Here is a 16,936-nt window from a genome sequence, read left to right as displayed (position 1 = left end):
TAAGTACTCGCTTAAGGGAATGAAATAATTGCATGCTTTACTACACCCCAGATCTCCAATTCCTGATCCTCAGTAAAGTCTATGGGTGGGTAAGCTTTAGCCTTGTTCTCAGATAACAGGCGCACGGATTTAAATCGTTTAAATAAACGCTTAACAAGGAATTCGCCGTTCACAACAGCTACAACGATGTTAGATGATCTGGCCCTTGGAGCCAGGGCACGATTCACAATCAGCCTGCATTCTGGATGAATGCCAGCATCCACCATCGAGTCGGCATCCCTGGCGACCTGTACGATGAAAGTAGCTGGCGGATCTTGAATAAGAAACTCCTCAAGATCAAGATCCTTCATTTCATAATCTTGAGCCGCCGATACAAACCTGGATTGACCTGCATTCACCTTACCTTCGTAGAAAGGGATGATAACCCGTGAAGGACTAAGCTCAAGTTTAGCGATTAGGGAAATCTCATCACTCATTTGAATCTCCTGAATGAACCAGTCACAACACCCGTGATTTCAAACTGCATTTGTTTCAAGATGGGAATGGGCTGGTATTTACCAGATGAGTTTGCCGGCAGCAATAATGGAGCGCCGTTTTTCTGTTTGGCCAAAGTCTTGATCGTGAATTCACCATCTATCATGGCCAACACAACATCACCAACCGATGCAGAGTGAGTTTTGCTCACGATTGCCTTATCACCTGGTAACAGACCAGCCTCAATCATGGACTCACCCTGAATTGTGACGATGAAGGTGCTTTCTTCCTTGCCTATGAGGTATTTGTTTGGGTCCATATGTTCCTCTACATCACTATCTGCAGGGGATGGCACACCAGCTGGCACTTTGGATTGAAACAGAGGCAAACTCACGGCGTGAAGCTGTTTTGAAATCTGAGTAAACTCTTCAACACTATCCAAATTGTCCTTGAGTTCAGCCAAACGTTGCTTCTTAGCGTATGCCTCCAGAAAGTCACTGATTACTGGCTTCTGGCTATTTGGCACCCGAATGACGGAAGTATCTTCTCGGAACGGACCACTGCCAGGCTTTCGTCCGGAGCCTTCTCTTTTGCCACCATTTTTTTTGAACTCATCTTTCATGTTTTTATTGTAACAATAATAAGTTTTTAATGTAACATTAATCAGTTTTAAAAATTTATTAAGTTTTGATTTACATCTCATCGTGCGATCGAAGATTCTTGTCCTGGAGTGGTTTGTTGCTTAACAATCGGATAGTTTTACCTGACTTGGCGTGGTTGCCGGACATGGTCGTCTTGGATATAGAGACGACTGGTGGTTCGCACCTCTACGACCGCATCACTGAGATTGCTTTAGTACGTATACAAAATGGTGAGATTGTCGATATCTGGCAATCCTTGATTAATCCTGGAAAACCAATCCCTATCACGATTACTTATCTCACAGGCATTACTGATGAGATGGTTAAAGATGCGCCAACGTTTGAGGATATCGCCCCTGCCCTATATCAATATCTTGAAGGTGTACCTCTAGCCGCACACAATGTTAGGTTCGACTACGGCTTTTTGAAAGCCGAATACCAACGCATTAACGCAACCTTAATGCTTAAAACACTCTGCACAGTGAAGCTCTCACGCAGACTGTTCCCGGAACACAGAGGCCATGGCTTAGACGCCATTATGCGACGTCATGGATTAACAACTAATGCACGTCATAGAGCTATGGGTGATGTCATTCTGGTACTTGAGTATCTGGAGAAAGCCCGGCTGGCCTTAGGATCCCTGAAGGTCATTGAGGAAATCAACCACCAGAGTAAAGGCCCTAGCTTACCTATAGGCATTGAGAAAGGAATTCTGGACAAAATACCTGACAGCCCCGGCGTATATCTGTTTTTTGGGGAAACTGATCTACCTATCTATATAGGTAAAAGCATCAAGCTTCGTTCAAGAGTCATGAATCATTTTAACAGTGATCATACTTCTTCAAAGGAAATGAAGATCGCACAGGAAGTGAAGCATACTGAATGGATTGAAACTGCCGGTGAACTCGGTGCCTTATTGCTTGAATCTAGACTCATAAAAGAACGACAGCCAGTTTATAACCGGATGTTAAGACGCAATCGCCAGCTGCAGTTTATAAGGCTTGCTGAGACTTTGAATCAGACGCCATGGATAAGTTATGTTTCTGCTGATGAATTTGATCCTGGCAATTTTGATTTACTTTACGGCATGTTCAAATCCAAAAAAGCTGCTGCCGAAACAATGAGGCAAATAGCGATCGAACATAGATTATGTCCACGCCTGCTAGGACTTGAGTCAGGCAAAGGAGCTTGTTTTGCGTTTCAATTGAAAAAGTGTTCCGGCGTATGTGCTGGAAAAGAGTCGCCTGAAATCCATTATTTACGCCTTAAACAAGCCTTGATTGGCATGAGATTAGAGTCATGGCCATATCAGGGGCGCATTGGTATCCGAGAGGTAGATAAGATATCAGGCAAGACACAAATTCAAGTGTTCGAGCAATGGTGTCATCTGACTACTGTAGAGGATGAAATACAGATGAATGAGGCAAGGCAATGCCGATTTGAACTTACTTTTGATCTAGATATTTATAAGTTGCTTAAGAAGCGTTTGAAGCAAGCGCCGGAAATCATAAATTTTATGCAATATCCTGCATCAGAAATCCCCTGTTTTGGCTTATAAGTCTCTTCTCACACAAGGAACTTCACCAGCGGTAAGCACTGCAATAGTTCGTGTAATTTACCGTTGGAATTTTCATTAAAAGTGCACAAGGTAAAGATCCCTCCATTAGCGAATATACGGTCCAATACCTTTAGAATATGAAAACTATTAAAAACTTGGTCTAAATGTCTATGCCCAATTGCGATGCATGTAATCAGTTACGCCGACAGCCGTCTCATGTTGCGCCTCATTCAGCTCTCAAACCGCGTATTGCCCCCTCCCTCGTCACAAACAGTGACACGGGAGGGACGCAAGCACAGTTTCAATGCCAGATGTGCGGCGCCGTCATGATCAATGACGCCAAGGATGACAACTCTAACCCAATTTGGGATCTCTACGCCGGGTGACGAGATGAAAGCAGTACTAACTAACTGAATTGGATTTAGTGGTAGAACGCCTCACCGCTTCTGTCAAATTAGTTAATCTGCCAGGAATCATTGACTGAAAGACCTCATCACGCAGATAGAAATGGTGGAAGAGAGCTGCAGCTGCATGCGCTCCAGCAACCCAGATGATGACGTTGGCGAGGATGCTGTGTATGTTCATGATTAGCTGTCCCGACTCTTTCGCTCGCGTAAATTGGGGGTCGATGTCCAATCCGAGAAGGGTAACGGGAATTCCCTCAAGCCACGTGCCGAGCACCGCCGTGGCTGGAATCGAGAGGAGGAGCGCATAAAGTGTTAACTTGACGAAACTGGCAGCCACAGCCATCCATCGCTGCATCGGCCGTTTCTTAGGCGTTTTGTCGATCAATCCCCATAGCAGTCGAAGCATGACGACGATAAAGACGAATAGCCCTAATGTCTCGTGAATCCTGCGGAGCCCATCGGCGGCGGGAGAGTAGAGTGAATACCCATCACCTTCGCTCACCACATAAGCAGTGAGTACTAGAATGACAGTCAGCCAATGGAAGGCCTGGACGCCAGTGCCGTAGCGATAGGAAGTAGTCAAATTGAAACTCCGCCATCTACATTGATCATTTGACCAGTGATAAAACTGGCAAGGTCTGAGGCTAAATAGGCCACTGCAGAAGCTATTTCGTCAGCCTTGCCTAATCTTTTCATTGGGATTTTAGATATGATTCTGGAAGTGATTTCACAATTCTCCGGATTGTTTGAAACGACAGATTCGGTTTCAGTGGGCCCTGGAGAAACAATATTGGCAGTAATCCCAAAATTGGCGAATTCGACTGCCATGGATTTAGTAGTGTTTTCCAAGGTCGAGTTTGAAACTGCATAACTCATTCGGAATATGGCGCCCTTATTTGCCTGGATGCTGATGTTAATTATGCGCCCAAAGCCTGCAGATTTCATGGATGGAAGCAAAGCTTGAGTTAGCTGTATCGCAGGCCAGCGATTGAGAAATAGTAGTTTTTCAAAGTCTTCTTGCCCGTCTTGGCCAAAATGCTCGTTGATCACCACACCAAAGTTATTCACGATACCCAAGATATCCTGGCGACTCGATAATTGCTCACAAACTGTTGAGAGTGATTTGTCGTTAGCTAAATCACACTCAATAAATTCTCCTTCAAATTCTTCAGGTCTCTTCAAAGCCACACCTACGACGTTCCAGCCAGTTTGAGTTAATAATTTTGCACTGGCCAGTCCTATCCCCCTAGAAACGCCAGTAACCAAAATTGACTTCTTCATGCAAATTTCCTTTGTCTGATTCTAATACTCTGAGATTTATTCTTTTGATTTATGTTTGTTAGCAACAGCTAATGGAATACTCCTGAAACTAATGGCCATGCGGTTATAAGCATTCATAAGCCCAATAGCAATGGTGAGGTCAACCAACTCGCGTTCACTAAATACTTCACTAACTGCTTGAAAGCTTTCATCTGGAACACCCGTGTCTGCAACCAGAGTGACTGTTTCTGCCCAAGCTAGAGCTGCTCTTTCTTTATCGTTAAATAACTCCCCTCCTTCTTGCCATGCTTGTACCAAAGCCAGTTTTTCTATAGGCACTCCCTTTTTCATCAGGTCGCGCGTGTGCATGTCCAGGCAATACGCGCAATTATTTATTTGTGATACGCGTAAAAATACTAATTCTATGAGTGTGATTGGAAGTTCACTTTGTATTACATAACCATAAACAGCACCCAGTGCTTGTACGCCGACTGGGGCAATATTGTTGTAATCAATACGAGAACTCATTATTTCTCAACCGGGACCACGAGTTCTTTGTCGTTAGAATCTACAACAAACACCGCTAGCAGCTTCGCCGGTTTCGTGGCGCTTGCATTTCGACTAATTGAATGTGTGGCCCCAGGCGTTTCATGGAAACTCTCGCCCGCTTTGTATATGCGCTTTGGACCATCATTTACTTGGGATTCAATTGCACCTGATACTACGTAGGCGTAAATGAACGCGGACTTGGCATGCTTATGCGCCGGTGACGACGCTCCCGGCCCATATTCGACTTCAACAGCTATCAGAGACTTTCCAGGAATGTTTGTAATGGGTTGGTTGAAGTTTGGTATAACTTTTTCAGCCGGTTCATGAGCAGTTGCACATATCCCAAAACTCATAATAGTTGCAACGAAAATTGTCTTGGCAATATTCTTATAATGCATAGATACACCCAATCAAAATGAGGAATAAGAATATGAATTTTCATTGTTTAGTGATACAAGTTAAAGTACCTAAACTAAACAATTTTTATGTACCAAGATCATGGATAAATTTTTCGATCTTCAACTTGACCGCACCGCGAAAACACCATTGGTGGAGCAAATAAGAAAAGGAATTGCGGCAGCCATACAAAGCGGAGTCTTGATTCCTGGAGCCAGACTTCCTTCCTGGTTGGATTTGGCTGCTCAACTTGGCATTTCCCGCGGAACTGTCAAACAGGCTTATGACAGGTTGAGTGATGATCAGCTTATTGTCGCCGATCGAGCCACAGGAACAAGAGTTGCCGACCGACCAAAGGTATACAAGTCTGCAGAAGAAAAATCCGAACCAGGTTCATTCATGAATATGCACCAGGCATTAATGGCAGGTCCGGCCATCTTCCAAATGGGAGTGCCGGCTCAGGAAACACTTCCCGCAAAGTTATTCACGCGAATTCATTCGTATGCTATTCGTGCCGAGTTGAGCAAAGCCGCACTCTATCCCGACCCGAGGGGGGAATTAGAGTTACGTCGAGAAATTGCGGCATACCTCGGAATTGCTCGCGGTATTGAATGCAGTCCCTCTCAAATTTTGATCACAGGTGGGTTTAGCAATGGACTAGGGATCACCTTGAATGTGCTTGAAACACAAGGTCATAAAGTGTGGGTTGAAGACCCGAGTTTTATCTTGACCAGGCACGGTCTGAATCTGGCAGGTTTGTCGCTCGCGCCTATACCCGTAGACGAGGAAGGTATTAATTTATCCTATGCATTAGAGCATCACTCTGATGCCAAGATTTGTGTGGTGACGCCTGGTCAACAAGCTCCACTCGGTATGACAATGTCTCTGACTAGAAGATTGGAGCTATTAGACTATGCCACTAGGAATGACATGTGGATAATCGAGGACGATTATTTAAGCGAGTTGCAGCTCAGGTCTAGGGCAGCACCTGCATTAGCTTCTTTAGACCGAGCTGGCCGTGTCATTCATATTGGCTCATTTAGCAAGACTATCACTCCAACATTAAGGTTAGGGTTTATTGTCATGCCGTTATCGCTAAAAGCACGATTTACTGAGGTCACTGCATGTTTAGCACCCCCTCCAATTCCGGCTGTTCAATTAGCGATGGCTGAATTTATGCGTGATGGCCATTATTTGAGGCACCTCAGACGAACAAAACGTTTGTATCAGACGCAGCAAGAAGCACTACTGGAGTATCTAAAACCCCGCACTATCCATCAGGTAGATACAGCAGGTCTAGCTGCTTTATTGAGGTTGCCCGAAGGGATTGATGACGTGTCGATGGTTCGGGAGTGTCTAGCTTTCGGTTTGGCCCCTGCCCCATTGTCTGGATGGTTTAGTTCTAGGGAAACAGCAGATTCTGGTTTATTACTAGGCATATCCACATCTCCTTTAAAACATCTGGAAAGGGCGTGCGATAGACTTTTGGAAATAATCAACCGGTTCATTTGAAAATCACCAGATGTTGTTAAAGGCTGGCTAGTTCTAGATTTGGTATTTCTTAAAAACAATAATACATTGCCGTTACACCAGAGCTTCTCTGAAGTGACCTCCATGAATAGCATGAGAATAATTAGAACCACTCTTGGATGCACAGCTTTTTTAGTATTAATTCCTATTTAAGCGCTAATTCCTGCACGTCTTCATCTTAGAGTAATTCACCGTCATCACGGTAAAACTCCCAAACTTAAAGATTTGGACGAATATTAACCAAAACGAGACCATAGAGAACCCTGACATGAGTAAGATGATTTGTGATTAATCGAAGAAACCTTCTCATCAATTACTTATAAAGGAAATCAGATGTCTTACACAAAAAAAATGACTGTAGTTGGTATCTTTATGCTTCCCTTGATCTCTTCAGTTTCTATTGCCCAACCTGATTTAGATACTGGTGGTTACGCCAGAGAGCTCCAAACTATGGAAATGATGGAGATGATAGATGCTAATAACAATCAAATGGTTTCGAAGATGGAATTCAACACGTATTACACCAAGCTTTTCGTCAGACTGGATAAGAATAAAGATAATTACTTGGACGAAAAAGAATGGATTGGTGAAAAAGAAGATCATGTAATTGCCGAAGCTACAGGAGGTTACCTTCGAGAATTACGTTCGATGAAAGTGATGGGGGCAATGGATGCCGATGCTAATGGCAAGGTCTCATTACAGGAGTTTTTGTCATTCAATGAAGTTATCTTCAATAGGATGGATATTAAACAAGAAGGCGAAGTTGACCCAGGCAATTGGTTGAGCAAACAGACTCACTATTAATTTTGCAGCGTATTAGGTTTGAGTATGTTTAATGATAATTAGAATCGTGAAACCACTATCTGTCATTTGGTTCACTTAACTTTAGCTGTCATGGAATCGACCTTTCATTCCATGACAGTAAAAATCCTTTCATCTTTAGAAAAGCTAATTAACTGGAAATCGACTAAGGCAAAGTTAGCTTTAAACAAAGTTGAAATAATACGATAAGAATAAAAAATCTCTATTTAAGCTTTAAAGTTCTGTCTGTTTTTGTGTGCTAGTCGTCGCCAATGCCCAGCTGTTACGCCCATTCTCTGGGCAAAAACTTTACGAAATCCCGACACTGATTGATAGCCCACTAATTCGGACACAGCTTCTACAGTCATCGAGGATTTTTTCAATTCGTTAGCTGCCAAATTCATCCGAATATCTTGTAGTAATTCACCGGCTGAATGCCCCACCTTTTCTTTAAAGGTTCTCATGAACGTAGCACGGGACATGTTGCACAACTCTGCTAAGTCAGAAATATTCCACGCTCGGGCAGGATGTTCAAACATAGCTGATATGGCAGGAGCTAGTCGTGGCTGGCTTGCAAGAGCAAGTAACCCGGCCGGAGGGGCCTTTGACTTACTTGCGGCTCGTAATGTTAATGTAAACAAGACTGACGATAGTGAGTTTAGAGCGGCACTGGCCCCGGGTTTGTCATCATTAGACTCTATACGCATTAACTCGATAAGATTAAACAAGCGATTGCCGGTTTCAACCCCGACATCACTGGGCCCTACTGAGTGCACAACGAGGCGGGTAGGCAAATAATTACGTATCAAGCGGTCATGGGGTGCTTCAATACAAAATCGCCCGCATAACATGTCCAAACGTTCGCCCTGGCTATCATTTTCACTCAGTGTCCACCCACCTGTCGCCTTTCAAATTTGCTTTTTCCCAGGTACGGCACCACTTCCATCGTGAAGTTTATGAGCTGTACCGTGTGGAAAAAGCACAATATCCCCGGCTTTCAGTTCTTGAGTAGTGCCGGACTCATCATCTTCAATAATCGCCCTACCTGAGAGAACTATATGATAGGGAATCTCGTACGCTGAAGCCTTGGCCCAAGTAATATCCCATGGTGCTCCATAGGAGCAACGGACTTCTAACAGGCCGGAAATTGTAAGCATCTTTAAAAACTGGCTCAGCCAGTCATGTTGAGACATTGAAGGCAGGTCGGTCATTTTGAGCATTAATCACATATTTATAGGTAAGAGAGTTAATTAAATTCGATCATGCCGTCACTAGCAGACCTCGTTGCACTGCGGGGCGATTAAGACCCCTTTTTAGCCAAGATTGAACATGAACGAACTGGTCGAAATGGACAAGATCACGCGCCTCGTAAAAGCCGATCAAATTACGGACCCATCCTAAGAGTGAAATATCTGCTATGGTGAAATCGCCGCCCATGACCCAATCACGGCCGTCTAGTCGATCATCAAGAACCTTTAATAGCTTGGTTGATTCTGTGACATACCGGTTTAGCGGTCTTTTATCTTCAAAGTCCTTACCGGCAAATTTGTTAAAGAACCCAACCTGGCCAAACATAGGCCCTACTCCTCCCATTTGCCACATTAACCATTGAATAGTTTCATAGCGTAAATGAGGGTCTGCAGAAAGAAATTGGCCTGTCTTTTCTGCTAGGTAGATAAGGATTGCACCGGACTCAAACAATGCAAGCGGCTTTCCATTCGGTACATTTGGATCGTAAATTGCGGGAATCTTGCCATTAGGATTGAGCGCAAGAAAAGCCGCCTCATGGCTTTCATTTGAAGTAATGTCGATTCGATGAGCCTCATACTCGAGGCCAGTTTCTTCCAGCATAATCCCGACCTTCACGCCGTTGGGTGTAGGCAACGAAAAGAGTTGTAGCAGGTGAGGATATTTCGCCGGCCAGCGAGTAAAAATAGGATGATCTAAAGTCAAAGTATATCTCCAGTATTATTGCTATTCATAATGATCCCGCTGGCGGCACCGGTGGGTAATCCTTTTCAGGATCGAAAACATTGTTAAAGAAATTGGTTAGTGAAAACATTGCCACCAACGAGATAATTTCAAGAATGTTTGCTTCTGAAAAATCTGCTTCGCGTATTGCCTTGAATTCAGCGTCAGTAACAATTCCACGTTGTTCTATTACTTTGCGTGCAAATTTAACCGCTGCATCCCGCTTCGGATCGTTGGACATGCCTTTTCGAGCCAAAATAATTTCTTCTGCCGGCATCTTGACCAAATTGGCTGCATAGGTGTGGACAGCAAGGCAATAGTTGCATCCGTTCACTTCAGACACGATCAGACTGATAGCCTCGCGAGTTTTCATATCTAGCGTTCTGTTTAAAGCAGTCCGAAGCCCAAACCATGCGTTAAAGGCAATCGGGCTCTGCGCGAAAAGCATCAACATATTCGGCGTGAACCCTAAGTGATTAGTAAATAAATCAAGCGTTGGTTTCGATTCTGCCGGGACTAGTTCAAGCGTGGGTGAAGCTGTTCTTTGCATTGAGTTTCCTTAATCTGTTAGCTTGCTTCCTGTCCATGAGTGTCCTCTTTAAAACTTCTAAAGAGGTCGTTTTAGGACCTGGTTTAAATTGAACCAGCTACTTCAACAGGCGGAAAATCTTTCTCGGGATCGAAAACATTGTTGATGAAGTTTGTGAGTGAATACATGGCGACCAGGGATACAATTTCCATAACATTTGCATCGGTGTAACCTGCATCCCGGATTTCTTCGAAGTCTTCATCACTCACCCGGCCACGTTTCTCTACGACTTTTCGAGCGAACTGAACTGCCGCATTTCTTTGAGGGTCATTCGCATGACCTTTTCTAGCCAGTATGATTTCTTCTGGAGATAATTTAGCCATATGTTGAGCAGTAAAACTGTGCACAGAAAGGCAATAGTTGCATCCATTCACTTCTGATACAGCAAGACCAATACTGTCTCTTGTTTTTACATCCAGGGCTTTGCTCAATGATCCGAGCAACGTAGCCCAGGCGTTAAAAGCAATCGGACTTTGCGCAAATATAGTCATCATGCTTGGAGTGAATCCAATATTTTTAGTAAACATGTCTAGTGTCTGCTTAGATTGAGCAGGAACTTGATCAGGTGTTAAAACAGTAGCTCTTGTCATGAGTATCTCCAGTTATGAGTCATTCGATCAGTAAACAGGAAATGTGTCAGTAATATTTCCCGTTCAAGAGCCTCTACTTTAGGCGTCCATACAGGTATTTTCGAGACTGAAAATTCTCAAAAAAAGGCTCAAAAGGATCAAATGCCGCACAATAATTTTCCTTGTTGTGCGTCGGAGTGATCATTTTGAATCCACACGTGGTATTAGTTGAGTACTGGACATTAGGAGTATATTTACATGAAGTCCAAAACTTCTTTTACAGGACGACGTGGTTTTTGCGCCCAGTTTCCTGAACGCTCAGCACCAATTGAAAGAAGCATTACAGGCACTTCGTTGGGAGCAAGATTAAATTCACGATGTACGGCGTCCGCATCGAACCCAATCATTGGAGTCGAACCCAGATTCATAGAGCGCGCTGCATAAATAATCGCTGCCGCACCAAAGGTTCCTGTTCTAACAGCCTCGTCTCTTTGGCGTTGTGGGAAGTTCTGGTAGAGATCTCGAGCTGGGGTTTCCCATTCTTGTACCATGGATGCCGGCATGACTCCCATTTCAACTAATGGAGCCAAGCGCGCAGGAATTACGCTAGCGTCTGCCAGCTGCCCACAGATGATGAAGGTTACAGATGCTTCCATAATGGGAGGTTGACTCCAAGCGATAGGGCTCAAACGAGCTTTAGCTTCCCGGCTCCGTACCGCGATAAAACGCCAGTTTTGAAGATGAAATGATGTCGGTGCTGAAGTACCAATTTCAACTAATTGGCGGATTTGGTCATCACTCAAAGTAGCTTCAGGGTCATAGTATTTTGCCGCGCTGCGACTTAACAAAGTTTCGATGACAGGGTTAGTCATGGTGATTCCGTGGTTCATTTGGCCTCCAGTAAAATAAAAAACATGTTGAGAGTTTGGATTTTTTGTAATGAAAATCGATTTACATTCATGATTTACGCGTTTTTAATTCCCCCGAAAAAGTTATTTAATTGCTAATTGATGAGCTTTTTTTATGTCAGCAGCAACTGAAGCACGGGATGCATTTACTTCAGGTAAAGCAGCAAGCAGTTGTTCCCAATACATTGCTGCATCTTCGAAACGGCCTTCCTGAAATGCGGCAGTGCCGGCTAATTTAAGGCTGATTAGTTCTTGAGGATTACTAGCTAAAGCCTCTTCAATCATTGATTGCAGTTGGGGAGTCCAACGTTTGCCGCCGGAGAAGTACAATGCCTGGGCTTGACGCCCCAACAACTCTGGCGATCTTCCGTCTATGGAAGCAGCCTTTTCGAAAGCGCGTACTGCATCATCCAGACGTTCATCTTGCATATATGCCCGTCCTAATAGTGTCCAGCCCTCACCGGAGTCGGGGTTTTCCTTCAGCAAAGTTTCCAGATGAGCGATCGTTTTCTCAATCCCCTGTCGAGGCTGAGTTTGTTGATTTCGAGCTGCTAAAATTTGGTCCTGGGCGCCCCACTGTGTGTATAGAAAAACAGCAATGAAGGGCAAAGACAGGCTCACTAGAATCGGAAGCGGCCTCCCCAAAGAGTCGATGGATGGCGAATCCGAAATATGTGCGTCCTGTAAAAGTTCGCGTCCTAGTTCAGACTCCCCCGCTTCCAGTTGTTCTAAGGTCAGAAGGCCAGTTTTATAGAGAGCCTCCAGCTCATGAAGTCGATCTAGATAGAGCTTGGTATTGACGTCCGTGCGGTTTATTTGATGATTGTTTTTAAAACAGCGCATCAGTGGTACTAAAACGAATGCTAATGAAACAAAGCACAAACTCCATGCATAAAACCAGAACGTGTTCATGACTGCTTCTCACTTGATTGCGCTGCATCATTTAAAAGGCTGATGAGGCGAAGTTGCTCATCCTCGGAAAGTAGTCGCTCCCCTTTGAATCGGTCTCGTCGCCTCACCGATACAATGGCTGCCACTGCAAGACATCCCGATAACATCATTACAACTGGACCTAAATAAAGCGGTAGTGTCTTAGATGACAGCTTAGGATCGTATAGAACATATTCACCATATCTACCCACCATGAAATCTATGATTTGCTCATTAGATTTACCGGCTTTAAGCATGCGATTAATTTCAAATCGCAGGTCCTCAGCGATGGGTGAACCAGATTCTGCTATGTTTTGGTTCTGGCATTTCGGGCACCGGAGAACCAGTGTGAGATCGTGATAACGCTGGAGCAAGATATCATCCGAGTTCAGAGAAGAACTTTTTGCTAACCCATTTGAGCCATACATGCTGGCCATTAAAACAAATGCGAGAGATAATCGCCTCATTGTTTATTCTCCGCTACGAGTTTATGGTAGATAGGTTCGAGCTTTTCATGCCAGACACGCATATCTATGGCACCTACATATTTATCTCTGATGATGCCTTTTGAATCTATTAAAAAAGTCTCAGGTGCACCATAAACACCCAGATTCAAGCCCAAGGAGCCGTCAGCATCGTGAATGGTTAGTCGATAAGGGTTTTGTAAGTTTTTTAGCCAACGTTGAGCATCTGCTCGGTCATCTTTGTAATTTATGCCGTAGATGATCACGCCCTGTTTGGCTAAGGCGTTTAGTACGGCATGTTCTTCACGGCAGGAAGGACACCAGGTTCCCCAGACATTGATTAGAGCTGGAGATCCTTTTAAGTCATCTTGAGTGAGGCTCAGTGAAGAATCATTGGTCGAGGAAAGCAAGAAGCTTGGAACTGGTTTGCCAATCAGGGGCGATGGCAAACGAGATGGATCAAGAAACAGTCCTCGGTAGAGTACCGCGGCCAAGACAAGGAATAACCCGAGGGGCAATAGAAGTAATAAGCGCTTCATGATTGCGTACCAAATGCACGACTTCCAAAGCTGCGAAGGCGGCTTAGCATGCGATAGCGACCATCGCTTGCGGCCATTAGTCCTCCAAGTGCCATCATAAGTGCACCAAACCATATCCAGCGTACAAACGGTTTTATTTGCACCCTTACCGCCCAAGCGCCACCACCCAGAGGCTCTCCCAACGCGACAAAGTAATCACGAATAAAGCCGGCCTGAATTCCTGCTTCAGTCATGACGGACTGTCTGGTTGGATATATACGCTTTTCGGGATGAAGCACGGCAACCTCTTGACCATCGCGTAGAACTTTGACGAGCCCTAGATCAGAAATGTAATTGGGGCCCTGAGATTGACGGGTTCCTTCAAACTGAAAGTAATAACCTTCTAATTCAATGGCTGAACCAGGTACCATCCGGGCTTCCCGTTCCGAGCTACCAATCGTAGCGAGTACAGCACCAACTGCGCAGACTACAAAACCCAAATGCGCTAGTTGCATGCTCCAATAGCTCCTGCCAAGTCCAGCTATACCTTTAAGTAGCCCTCTGTGTCGTGTTTTGTCGAAGATGTCCCGTACACCTGCCAAGATAACAATGCTTGCCAGTAACACGCAGCTTACTGCCGCCAGATTCAATCGTTGCTGCAGCATTGCTACTACGGCTGCGAGAAAGAAACTGATGAATAGTATTGGGGTAAGCAAATGCTTAAGTTTATTAAACGAAGTGTCTTTCCACTTGGTAAGGACACCTATCGCAACAGCGATCATCAGTAATGCCATAGTGGGCACAAACATGAAGTTGAAGTACGGAGGACCTACAGAAAGCTTAGTCCCAATCAAGGCATCCAAAATTAGCGGATAAAGGGTTCCCAGCAAGATAGTTCCAGCTGCCACTGTTAGTAACACATTGTTGACCAAGAGTAGTGTCTCTCTCGACAGCAAGCCGAAACCAATATGGCTTTTGAGTGTTGGCGCCCGGACAGCAAATAAAGTTAAAGAACCCCCAATCACAAGGAGAAGAAACGTCAGTACGAATACTCCCCTGGCTGGATCAGCGGCAAATGCATGCACAGAGGTCAGTACCCCGGATCGAACCAGAAATGTACCCAGCAAACTCAACGAGAATGTTGCTATAGCCATTAATACGGTCCAACTTTTAAACGTGCCACGCTTCTCCGTTGCCACCAGGGAATGTATTAGAGCTGCACCAACTAACCAGGGCATGAATGATGCATTTTCCACTGGATCCCAAAACCACCAGCTTCCCCACCCTAGCTCGGCATAAGCCCACCAGGAGCCCAGTGTGATGCCCATGCCCAGGAATGCCCAAGCGGTCAACGTCCATGGGCGCGACCATCGTGCCCATGCACCATCCAGCCTACCGTCCAATAGTGCGGCAATAGCAAAAGCAAATACCACTGAAAATCCAACATATCCCGTATACAAGATAGGCGGATGGAAGATCAGGCCTATATGCTGCAAGAGAGGGTTTAGATCCTGACCTTCCACGGGAGTATTTAAAAGCAAGCGAGAGAATGGATTTGAGGTAATGATCAGTAATAATAAAAAACCAATACTGATCATACTCATCACAGCTAATACTCGGGCAAGCATGCTTTCGGGCAACTGCTTTCCGCTCAGAGAGACGGCAGTCATCCAAAATGAAAGAATCCAGACCCACAAGAGCAATGATCCTTCATGTGCGGCCCAGATAGCGCTGAACTTATAGTACCAGGGCAGCAAACTGTTGGAGTTGTGGGCAACGTACGCTACTGAAAAGTCGTCCGTCAGCAAGGAATAGCCTAAACAAGCGAACGAAAACGTTATGAAAGTGAGTTGACCCCAAGATGCAGACTTGGCCAGCCCCATCCACTGTGGGTCTTTATAAGCTGCGCCCAGTAATGGAATGATGGCTTGCATGACTGCTATGCAAAGTGCCAGGATCAGGGAGAGTAAACCAAGTTCTGGAATCATTTACCATTATCCTCTAACGGTTTAGTCAGTTGATTAGCTGCGCTTGCTTCTTTCAAAGCATGTGCAGCCTCAGGTGGCATATAGTTCTCATCATGCTTTGCCAAAATCTGATCGGCCTGAAGCACCTTATCCTGGTTAAGTTTGCCCAGTGCAACGACCCCCTGCCCTTCACGGAAAAGATCCGGGAGGATGCCTTTGTACTTCACGAGGATATTGCGATCGCCATCAGTAATACTGAATTGCAATTCAAGAGAGTCTGTAGTGCGAACCAATGACCCTTTTTCCACTAACCCTCCGGCTCGTATAAAAATCCCCTCGGGAACCTCACCAGCAATGATTTGGCTGGGCGTGAAGAATAGGTTGATATTCTCTTGAAGAGCTGTGAGTGCCAGACCCAAGGCCGTGCTTACACCGCAAACTAGTAGAAATATCTTGCCAAGTCTTCTTTTACGGATCGGAGTCATCGTGATGCTTCTCTTTGCCTGCGTTTAGATAACTGATCCAAATAGCGCCGGCGTGCCATGAAGGTTAAGACTACGTTTAGTAGCATTAAAAAAATGCATAGTCCGTAGGCAGTCCAGACATAACCTCCATGACCTCCCATAGCAAGACTAGATATGAAGGAACTCATTTATGCTCTCCTATGAGTCTGTCAATTTCAGTTGTAGACCATTGGCTGCCGTTTTCACGTTGTAACACTTCAAGTCGCATGCGCATGAACAACATCGCACCGAAATAACAATAAAAACCTATTACAGTCAGTAATAATGGAAACCACATCTGGGTTGGCATTGCTGGTTTTTGAGTGAATGAGAAACTGGCTGATTGATGCAAGGTGTTCCACCATTCAACCGAGTATTTGATAATTGGAATGTTGACCACGCCGACCAAGGACAGGACCGCACAAGCCCGTGCTGAATTATCACGATTCGTAATTGCTTGCCCCAGTGCAATTACGCCCAGATAAAGAAATAACAGAATAAGCATGGATGTGAGACGAGCATCCCAGACCCAGTAAGCGCCCCACGTGGGTTTGCCCCATATAGAGCCAGTCATTAGTGCGATGACGGTCATCCAAACGCCAATCGGTGCAGCCTGGCGAAGGGCAATATCAGCAAGTTTAATCTTCCAGATCAGGCCTACCGCACCAGCCACCGCCAACATGACATAAATCGACTGAGCCAATATGGCGGCTGGAACATGGATGTAGATGATGCGGAAACTGTTTCCTTGTTGATAGTCAGGAGGTGCAAAAAACAGTCCCCATACTATGCCGACAGTTAACAAAACCACGCTAGTAATGGTCAGCCATGGCAAATATCTGCCGCTTAAGGCATAAAACCATTTTGGGGATCCCCATTTATGTAGCCAAACCCAATTCAT

General features: G+C 44.9%; 21 protein-coding genes and 1 pseudogene. 3 read left to right on the top strand and 19 right to left on the bottom strand.

From position 1 onward, the window contains the following. Window positions 1-11: 11 nt before the first annotated feature. The gene (locus INP79_RS12115) at window positions 12-476 is read right to left on the bottom strand and encodes a LexA family transcriptional regulator (protein WP_194754487.1); all 465 of its coding nucleotides are present in this window, start codon (window positions 474-476) and stop codon (window positions 12-14) included. Beyond that, window positions 473-1,096 carry a LexA family transcriptional regulator gene (locus INP79_RS12110; RefSeq protein ID WP_194754486.1) on the bottom strand — a complete coding sequence of 208 codons (624 nt, stop codon included), beginning with the start codon at window positions 1,094-1,096 and terminating at the stop codon, window positions 473-475. The genes INP79_RS12115 and INP79_RS12110 overlap by 4 nt, the downstream gene beginning before the upstream one ends. 113 nt (window positions 1,097-1,209) lie before the next feature. Between INP79_RS12110 and INP79_RS12105 the strand changes: the two genes are divergently transcribed. Then, complete coding sequence (locus INP79_RS12105) at window positions 1,210-2,673, top strand: exonuclease domain-containing protein (RefSeq protein WP_228519926.1); 1,464 nt, start codon at window positions 1,210-1,212, stop codon at window positions 2,671-2,673. A 402-nt stretch (window positions 2,674-3,075) separates the two neighbouring features. Here INP79_RS12105 and INP79_RS12100 read toward each other — a convergent pair whose 3' ends face one another. Genes INP79_RS12100 through INP79_RS12085 form a run of 4 tightly spaced genes read right to left on the bottom strand, consistent with a single transcriptional unit; the run spans window position 3,076 to window position 5,287 of the window. Then, window positions 3,076-3,663, bottom strand: a complete 588-nt coding sequence (locus tag INP79_RS12100; protein WP_194754485.1) for a cytochrome b — start codon at window positions 3,661-3,663, stop codon at window positions 3,076-3,078. Next, window positions 3,660-4,361, bottom strand: a complete 702-nt coding sequence (locus tag INP79_RS12095) for an SDR family oxidoreductase (protein WP_194754484.1) — start codon at window positions 4,359-4,361, stop codon at window positions 3,660-3,662. The genes INP79_RS12100 and INP79_RS12095 overlap by 4 nt, the downstream gene beginning before the upstream one ends. Window positions 4,362-4,397: 36 nt before the next feature. Beyond that, window positions 4,398-4,868 (bottom strand): carboxymuconolactone decarboxylase family protein, encoded by a 471-nt coding sequence (locus tag INP79_RS12090; protein WP_194754483.1) that lies wholly within the window; start codon window positions 4,866-4,868, stop codon window positions 4,398-4,400. Beyond that, complete coding sequence (locus INP79_RS12085; protein WP_194754482.1) at window positions 4,868-5,287, bottom strand: cupin domain-containing protein; 420 nt, start codon at window positions 5,285-5,287, stop codon at window positions 4,868-4,870. The genes INP79_RS12090 and INP79_RS12085 overlap by 1 nt, the downstream gene beginning before the upstream one ends. A gap of 100 nt (window positions 5,288-5,387) precedes the next feature. Here INP79_RS12085 and INP79_RS12080 point away from each other — a divergent pair, with 100 nt between their 5' ends. Continuing rightward, window positions 5,388-6,797 carry a PLP-dependent aminotransferase family protein gene (locus INP79_RS12080; RefSeq protein ID WP_194754481.1) on the top strand — a complete coding sequence of 470 codons (1,410 nt, stop codon included), beginning with the start codon at window positions 5,388-5,390 and terminating at the stop codon, window positions 6,795-6,797. A 351-nt stretch (window positions 6,798-7,148) separates the two neighbouring features. Beyond that, complete coding sequence (locus INP79_RS12075) at window positions 7,149-7,619, top strand: calcium-binding protein (RefSeq protein ID WP_194754480.1); 471 nt, start codon at window positions 7,149-7,151, stop codon at window positions 7,617-7,619. Window positions 7,620-7,843: 224 nt separating this feature from the next. Here INP79_RS12075 and INP79_RS15510 read toward each other — a convergent pair whose 3' ends face one another. From INP79_RS15510 to INP79_RS12015, 13 genes and pseudogenes are all read right to left on the bottom strand, one after another. After that, window positions 7,844-8,155, bottom strand: a complete 312-nt coding sequence (locus INP79_RS15510; protein WP_228519960.1) for a helix-turn-helix domain-containing protein — start codon at window positions 8,153-8,155, stop codon at window positions 7,844-7,846. Between the two features lie 87 nt (window positions 8,156-8,242). After that, window positions 8,243-8,809, bottom strand: a pseudogene (locus INP79_RS15505) (cupin domain-containing protein); the annotation flags it as partial. A gap of 67 nt (window positions 8,810-8,876) precedes the next feature. Continuing rightward, window positions 8,877-9,569, bottom strand: coding sequence for a glutathione S-transferase N-terminal domain-containing protein (locus tag INP79_RS12065; RefSeq protein ID WP_194754479.1), 693 nt, complete (start codon window positions 9,567-9,569; stop codon window positions 8,877-8,879). 25 nt (window positions 9,570-9,594) lie between these two features. Continuing rightward, complete coding sequence (locus INP79_RS12060; RefSeq protein WP_194754478.1) at window positions 9,595-10,137, bottom strand: carboxymuconolactone decarboxylase family protein; 543 nt, start codon at window positions 10,135-10,137, stop codon at window positions 9,595-9,597. An 83-nt stretch (window positions 10,138-10,220) separates the two neighbouring features. Next, a complete protein-coding gene (locus INP79_RS12055) occupies window positions 10,221-10,766 on the bottom strand; it encodes a carboxymuconolactone decarboxylase family protein (protein ID WP_194754477.1) in 546 nt (181 codons plus the stop codon). Between the two features lie 233 nt (window positions 10,767-10,999). Continuing rightward, window positions 11,000-11,617: a nitroreductase family protein gene (locus INP79_RS12050; protein ID WP_228519924.1), complete on the bottom strand. Its 618-nt coding sequence runs from the start codon at window positions 11,615-11,617 to the stop codon at window positions 11,000-11,002. Between the two features lie 120 nt (window positions 11,618-11,737). Then, complete coding sequence (gene ccmI, locus INP79_RS12045) at window positions 11,738-12,565, bottom strand: c-type cytochrome biogenesis protein CcmI (RefSeq protein WP_194754475.1); 828 nt, start codon at window positions 12,563-12,565, stop codon at window positions 11,738-11,740. Continuing rightward, window positions 12,562-13,020: a cytochrome c-type biogenesis protein gene (locus INP79_RS12040; protein WP_228519922.1), complete on the bottom strand. Its 459-nt coding sequence runs from the start codon at window positions 13,018-13,020 to the stop codon at window positions 12,562-12,564. Before INP79_RS12040 ends, ccmI begins: the two co-directional genes overlap by 4 nt. 26 nt (window positions 13,021-13,046) lie before the next feature. Then, a complete protein-coding gene (locus INP79_RS12035; protein ID WP_194754473.1) occupies window positions 13,047-13,586 on the bottom strand; it encodes a DsbE family thiol:disulfide interchange protein in 540 nt (179 codons plus the stop codon). Next, on the bottom strand, window positions 13,583-15,553 hold the full coding sequence (locus INP79_RS12030; protein ID WP_194754472.1) for a heme lyase CcmF/NrfE family subunit: 1,971 nt from the start codon (window positions 15,551-15,553) through the stop codon (window positions 13,583-13,585). Before INP79_RS12030 ends, INP79_RS12035 begins: the two co-directional genes overlap by 4 nt. After that, the gene (gene ccmE, locus INP79_RS12025) at window positions 15,550-16,017 is read right to left on the bottom strand and encodes a cytochrome c maturation protein CcmE (protein WP_194754471.1); all 468 of its coding nucleotides are present in this window, start codon (window positions 16,015-16,017) and stop codon (window positions 15,550-15,552) included. Before ccmE ends, INP79_RS12030 begins: the two co-directional genes overlap by 4 nt. Further along, window positions 16,014-16,157 carry a heme exporter protein CcmD gene (ccmD, locus tag INP79_RS15665; protein ID WP_370583268.1) on the bottom strand — a complete coding sequence of 48 codons (144 nt, stop codon included), beginning with the start codon at window positions 16,155-16,157 and terminating at the stop codon, window positions 16,014-16,016. Before ccmD ends, ccmE begins: the two co-directional genes overlap by 4 nt. Before the next feature lie 23 nt (window positions 16,158-16,180). Next, entirely contained in the window at window positions 16,181-16,936 is a 756-nt protein-coding gene (locus INP79_RS12015) for a heme ABC transporter permease (RefSeq protein ID WP_194754469.1), read from the bottom strand.

The organism is Methylophilus sp. QUAN (genome assembly GCF_015354445.1).
Lineage (GTDB): Bacteria > Pseudomonadota > Gammaproteobacteria > Burkholderiales > Methylophilaceae > Methylophilus.
Note: the sequence above shows the minus strand (reverse complement) of the source record. Positions and strands in the feature narration are given on the sequence as shown.

Excerpts from the sequence above, each read along its gene's own strand:
- INP79_RS12115 (WP_194754487.1), bottom strand. The coding sequence starts at position 476 with ATGAGTGATGAGATTTCCCTAATCGCTAAACTTGAGCTTAGTCCTTCA.
- INP79_RS12110 (WP_194754486.1), bottom strand. The coding sequence starts at position 1,096 with ATGAAAGATGAGTTCAAAAAAAATGGTGGCAAAAGAGAAGGCTCCGGA.
- INP79_RS12095 (WP_194754484.1), bottom strand. The coding sequence starts at position 4,361 with ATGAAGAAGTCAATTTTGGTTACTGGCGTTTCTAGGGGGATAGGACTG.
- INP79_RS12090 (WP_194754483.1), bottom strand. The coding sequence starts at position 4,868 with ATGAGTTCTCGTATTGATTACAACAATATTGCCCCAGTCGGCGTACAA.
- INP79_RS12085 (WP_194754482.1), bottom strand. The coding sequence starts at position 5,287 with ATGCATTATAAGAATATTGCCAAGACAATTTTCGTTGCAACTATTATG.
- INP79_RS12080 (WP_194754481.1), top strand. The coding sequence starts at position 5,388 with ATGGATAAATTTTTCGATCTTCAACTTGACCGCACCGCGAAAACACCA.
- INP79_RS12075 (WP_194754480.1), top strand. The coding sequence starts at position 7,149 with ATGTCTTACACAAAAAAAATGACTGTAGTTGGTATCTTTATGCTTCCC.
- INP79_RS15510 (WP_228519960.1), bottom strand. The coding sequence starts at position 8,155 with ATGTTTGAACATCCTGCCCGAGCGTGGAATATTTCTGACTTAGCAGAG.
- INP79_RS12060 (WP_194754478.1), bottom strand. The coding sequence starts at position 10,137 with ATGCAAAGAACAGCTTCACCCACGCTTGAACTAGTCCCGGCAGAATCG.
- INP79_RS12055 (WP_194754477.1), bottom strand. The coding sequence starts at position 10,766 with ATGACAAGAGCTACTGTTTTAACACCTGATCAAGTTCCTGCTCAATCT.
- INP79_RS12050 (WP_228519924.1), bottom strand. The coding sequence starts at position 11,617 with ATGACTAACCCTGTCATCGAAACTTTGTTAAGTCGCAGCGCGGCAAAA.
- ccmI (WP_194754475.1), bottom strand. The coding sequence starts at position 12,565 with ATGAACACGTTCTGGTTTTATGCATGGAGTTTGTGCTTTGTTTCATTA.
- INP79_RS12040 (WP_228519922.1), bottom strand. The coding sequence starts at position 13,020 with ATGGCCAGCATGTATGGCTCAAATGGGTTAGCAAAAAGTTCTTCTCTG.
- INP79_RS12035 (WP_194754473.1), bottom strand. The coding sequence starts at position 13,586 with ATGAAGCGCTTATTACTTCTATTGCCCCTCGGGTTATTCCTTGTCTTG.
- INP79_RS12030 (WP_194754472.1), bottom strand. The coding sequence starts at position 15,553 with ATGATTCCAGAACTTGGTTTACTCTCCCTGATCCTGGCACTTTGCATA.
- ccmE (WP_194754471.1), bottom strand. The coding sequence starts at position 16,017 with ATGACTCCGATCCGTAAAAGAAGACTTGGCAAGATATTTCTACTAGTT.
- ccmD (WP_370583268.1), bottom strand. The coding sequence starts at position 16,157 with ATGGGAGGTCATGGAGGTTATGTCTGGACTGCCTACGGACTATGCATT.
- INP79_RS12015 (WP_194754469.1), bottom strand. The coding sequence starts at position 16,936 with ATGAATTGGGTTTGGCTACATAAATGGGGATCCCCAAAATGGTTTTAT.